Source organism: Motilibacter peucedani, from assembly GCF_003634695.1.
Lineage (GTDB): Bacteria > Actinomycetota > Actinomycetes > Motilibacterales > Motilibacteraceae > Motilibacter > Motilibacter peucedani.
The window spans coordinates 1-3,649 of record NZ_RBWV01000006.1 but is presented as its reverse complement, the minus strand read 5'-3'; the positions used below and the strand labels follow the sequence as shown (position 1 = coordinate 3,649).

The window sequence follows — 3,649 nt, the reverse complement described above, 5'->3', positions numbered from 1 at the left end:
GTCAACCAGAACGTCCGCTATTGCATCTGATGCATGATCGCGTCGCTCCCCCTGCGGTCGCCAGAGTAGAGGTGGTGTCGGTGGCCGCGACCTGCACGCATGCTCGTCGCCGGCCCAGCTGTGGGCGCGCGTCGGGGCCGCGGAGAAGAGTCGTCGACTGGCGATACGCGGAGGGGCCGTCGGGGTGTTGACCTGCAGCACGTCGAGGTGCTTGCATCAGATGACCGAATCGTGCATCTGCTGCAAGTGAGGTCTTCGTGGCTGTCGACGAGTTGGGGCGGGTCGTGCAGGTGCCGGCGCTGCGCGCACTGCACCCTGAGGAGCAGGCCGTTGAGGAGATGTTGACGGGCTGGCGGAACCAGCAGCTGTCTCGGTCGCTGGCGTTCGGGACGATCGAGGCCCGGGAGCGGCTCGTCCGGCGGTTCCTGAGGCATGCGAACGAGCCGCCGTGGCAGTGGACGGCGGCGCACGTCGACGAGTTCTTCGGGGACCTGCGGGCCGAGCACCACGCCAAGCCCTCGACGCTGCGTTCGCACCAGACGGCGCTGCGGCTGTTCTGCGAGTACGTGACCGACCCGGGTTACGGCTGGTCGGAGGCTTGTCTGCGGCAGTTCGGCACCCACCCGGTGCAGGTGTGCCATGCCTGGAACACGGCGACGCACGTGCAGGAGGCGGAGGCGTCGCCGGCCAAGAGGGCGTTCACTCGTGACGAGCTGCAGCGGTTCTTCGACCGCGCGGACGCCGAGACCGAGCGGATCGCGGCGTTGCGGCGCAAGGGCTGGCTGCCGGCGTTCCGGGACGCCACGCTGTTCAAGGTGGCCTACGCGTTCGGGCTGCGGCGCAACGAGGTCCGGCACCTGCAGGTGGTGGACTTCTCGCGGAACCCGAAGGCGGCGCGGTTCGGCAGGTTCGGCTGTGTGCATGTCCGGCACGGGAAGGCGATGGCGGGCTCGGCGCCGAAGCGGCGCAGCGTGCTGACGGTGTTCGACTGGTCGGTCGAGGTGCTCGAGCAGTGGCTCGAGCTGGGGCTGCCAGCGTTGGGCGGCGGCACCGACCTGTTCCCCTCGGAGCGCGGCGGGCTGCTCGGACTCGGGTCGATCAATGATCGGTTCGCCCGCTACCGCCAGGACCTGGGCCTGTCCCCGGGCCTGGACTTCCACTCGCTGCGCCGTTCCTACGTCACGCACCTCATCGAGGACGGCGTGGACCCGCTGTTCGTGCAGCTGCAGGTCGGGCACGAGCACGCATCCACGACGGCGCTCTACACCTGCGTGTCCAGCGACTACCGCACTCGCACCTTGGCCGCCGCCCTGGAGGCGGCGGTCAGCACCGCGCTCGCCACGCCACCGGCAGGCGTGCGATGACCCGGCGTCAGGTCGGCTACCAGTGGCACCTCGCCGAGCTGATGGCCCGGCACGGGTTGAGGAACACGACCGACCTCGCGCCGTTGCTCGCCGAGCGCGGGGTCGAGCTGTCCGCCTCGCAGGTCTACCGTCTTGTCGCTCAGACGCCTGAACGGGTCTCGCTGACGCTGCTGGCCGCGCTCTGTGACATCTTCGGCTGCCCGCTGGATGAGCTCGTCACGACCAGCGCCACCGACAGTCCCGCCGGACGCAGCCGTCGGGCCGCCGGCGATGGACCCGTGGTCGACCTGGCCGCGACCGTCCGCCCCCGGCGGGCTCGTGTCTCCCCCGACGGGCCGTGACAGGCCACGAGCGGGCCGACGCCACACCGCCACCTGCCGCCCGCCGGCCCCGGGGACGCCCGCGCGCGACCGGGACCAAGCTCTGCGCCCGCTGCCAGCGGCTGGCCCCGAAGATCGCGGCCCGGTGGCCCGACGGACCCGTCTGCTACGCCTGCTTCAGCACCGCGGCGCGCACCCGTGGCACCTGCACCGCCTGCCACGCAGAGCGCCTGGTGCCCGGTCTCGACGCCGAGGGGCGGCGGCTCTGCGTGGAATGCGCCGGCATCACCACTCCCCTACGCTGCACGCGTTGCGGGACCGAGGAGGAGCTCTACCGCAAAGGAGCCTGCGCCCGCTGCGCCCTGCGGGACGACCTCGCCGCCCTGCTCCCCCCGACCAGTCCCACCGGCGCTCGGCTCGCCGACGCCTTGGCCGCCGCGGCCCGCCCGCAAAGCACGATCATCTGGCTTCGCAACCCCGCGGTCCGCGACCTGCTTGCCCGGATCGGGGCGTTGACGGAGCCGCTCACCTCCGAGCTGCTCGACGGGCTCGGCGACGGCCGGCACGTCCAGCATCTGCGCGGCGTCCTCGAGCACCACCAGCTCCTCGGGCGACGCGACCCGGACCTCGCCGCCTTCGAACGCTGGCTGCAGCGACGGCTCGACAGCGTCGACGACGCGCGGCACCGGCAGCTGCTGCAGCAGTTCGCCACCTGGCACCACCTCCGGCGGATCCGGCCGGCCGCGGACGCCGGCCGGGACGTCCATGGCGGCGTCCACACGGCAAAGCAAGAGATCACCCAGGCCGGGAACCTGCTCGCCTGGCTCGAAGCCAGCGGCCAGACCCTCGCCACCTGCCCGCAGACCAACCTGGATCGCTGGCTCGCCGACGGCACCACCACCCGCTACACCGCCCGCACGTTCGTCGTCTGGGCCGCCGGGCGCGGGCTCACCAACTTGACGATCCCGCACCGGGCCGCTCGCTCCACCCGCAGCCTCGGACAGGAGCAGCGAGTGGCCTGGATCCGCATCCTGCTCACTGACGAGGTCGAGACGACCGACTACCGGCTTGCAGGCCTGCTGCTCCTCCTCTACGCCCAGCCGCTCACGAAGATCGCGGCCCTGCGGGTCGCCGACGTGGTCGACCGCGACTCCGAACTGAGGCTCCGCCTCGGCAGCGACCTCGCCCCCGTCCCCGAGCCGTTCGCCGACCTCCTTCGTCAGCACCTCGCGGCCCGGCCCAACCTCCGGCACGGCCCCGAGACGCCATGGCTGTTCCCCAGCACCACGCCCGGCCGGCACCTCAGCGCCAACGGCATCATGGAACGTGTCCGAGACCTCGGCATCAACCTGCTCGGCGCCAGGAACGCGGCCCTCCGGGACTTCGTCACACAGGCACCTGCTCCCGTCGTCGCCGCCATGCTCGGCTACAGCAATCAGGTGACCGCCCACCACGCAAGCCTCGCGGGCACGAACATGGGCGCCTACGCGAGCACAGTCGCTGGCCGGCCTCGCTCCGCCGTCACACTAAGCAGATGAGTCGCGACCGCAGCAGCCAGCCCACCTTCAGGGACATCGTCCGTGAGGTTGGCCAGCAGCCGACCCGCCCTCCAATGACGACCTACCGCAACCTGGCCACGGAACGAGAGTTCGTGGACGCCGACGGGACCACGTGGCGACGCCGCGGAGGCATCATCGAGGGCCGCGGCCTCCTCCACGCTCTGCGCACGGCCGACGTGACCGTCCTGCACGACTACCTCGGTGACGTCACCGCGGTCGCCCCGGAGCATCTGGACGCCTTCATACAAGCCATCACACGCAAGACCACGGAGTCTCCGCATCGGCAGTTCTATGCGGCGGAGTTCAAGTCTCCCGACCGACGCCACCTTCTCGTCGTGCATGAGGACTGCTGACGCGTCCCCTACACCCTGATACGGCCGGCAGCGATACCCGTCACTACCAGTCG

The 3,649-nt window shown here is 71.1% G+C and carries 4 protein-coding genes; all 4 read left to right on the top strand.

The features are described from left to right. Positions 1-257 precede the first annotated feature (257 nt). The 4 genes from CLV35_RS01480 to CLV35_RS01465 all read left to right on the top strand — a co-directional run bounded on the left by CLV35_RS01480 (position 258) and on the right by CLV35_RS01465 (position 3,596). Positions 258-1,364: a tyrosine-type recombinase/integrase gene (locus CLV35_RS01480; protein WP_121191666.1), complete on the top strand. Its 1,107-nt coding sequence runs from the start codon at positions 258-260 to the stop codon at positions 1,362-1,364. Further along, entirely contained in the window at positions 1,361-1,705 is a 345-nt protein-coding gene (locus CLV35_RS01475) for a helix-turn-helix domain-containing protein (protein ID WP_121191665.1), read from the top strand. The genes CLV35_RS01480 and CLV35_RS01475 overlap by 4 nt, the downstream gene beginning before the upstream one ends. A 212-nt stretch (positions 1,706-1,917) precedes the next feature. After that, positions 1,918-3,222 carry a recombinase XerD gene (locus CLV35_RS01470; RefSeq protein WP_183061589.1) on the top strand — a complete coding sequence of 435 codons (1,305 nt, stop codon included), beginning with the start codon at positions 1,918-1,920 and terminating at the stop codon, positions 3,220-3,222. Beyond that, the gene (locus CLV35_RS01465; RefSeq protein ID WP_121191664.1) at positions 3,219-3,596 is read left to right on the top strand and encodes a hypothetical protein; all 378 of its coding nucleotides are present in this window, start codon (positions 3,219-3,221) and stop codon (positions 3,594-3,596) included. The genes CLV35_RS01470 and CLV35_RS01465 overlap by 4 nt, the downstream gene beginning before the upstream one ends. Positions 3,597-3,649 lie beyond the last annotated feature (53 nt).